Source organism: Micromonospora sp. ATLC20, assembly GCF_057196585.1.
In genome coordinates this window covers 1-652 of record NZ_JBXUOV010000415.1, presented here as the reverse complement: position 1 = coordinate 652, position 652 = coordinate 1, and the positions used below count along the sequence as shown (strand labels likewise).

Here is a 652-nt window from a genome sequence, read left to right as displayed (position 1 = left end):
GACCCGGCCGGCGCGGCGACGCTGCTGCGCGACGCGCTCGGGCTGTGGCGCGGCGAACCCCTCGCGGACGTGACGGACGCGCCGTTCGCCGACGCCGAGGCGGCCCGGCTGCGCCAGGCGCGGCTGGCCACGGTCGAGGACCGGGTGGAGGCGGAACTGGCGCTGGCGCCGGCCGGGGCGCCGCTGATCGCCGAGCTGCGGGACCTGGTGGCGGCGCATCCGCTGCGGGAACGGCTGCACGGGCAGCTGATGCGGGCCCTGCACGGTGCCGGCCGCCGCGCCGAGGCGCTCGCCGTCTACGCCGACGCCCGCCGGGTGCTGGCCGAGGAACTGGGCACCGACCCGTCGGCGGAACTGGCCGCGCTGCACACGGCGCTGCTGCGCGACGAGCCCGCGCCGGCCGTCCGGCTGCCCAGCCCGCTCACCAGCTTCGTCGGCCGGGAACCGGAGCTGCGGCGGGTGCACGAACTGCTCGGCGCGGCGCGGCTGGTCACCCTGCACGGCCCGGGCGGCGCCGGCAAGACCCGCCTGGCCACCGCCGTCGCGTCCGGCCACGACGGGCCGGTGTGCCTGGTGGAGTTGGCCGTCGTGGCGACCGGCGCGCCCGTCGCGCCCGCGGTGCTGGCCGCGCTGGACCTGCGCGACGCCGCCC

1 protein-coding gene is annotated in these 652 nt (G+C 80.2%); it reads left to right on the top strand.

Annotated elements, in window-relative coordinates:
* On the top strand, positions 1-652 hold a 652-nt coding region (locus tag AC2CHG_RS31700; protein WP_484526238.1), incomplete at both ends, for an AfsR/SARP family transcriptional regulator.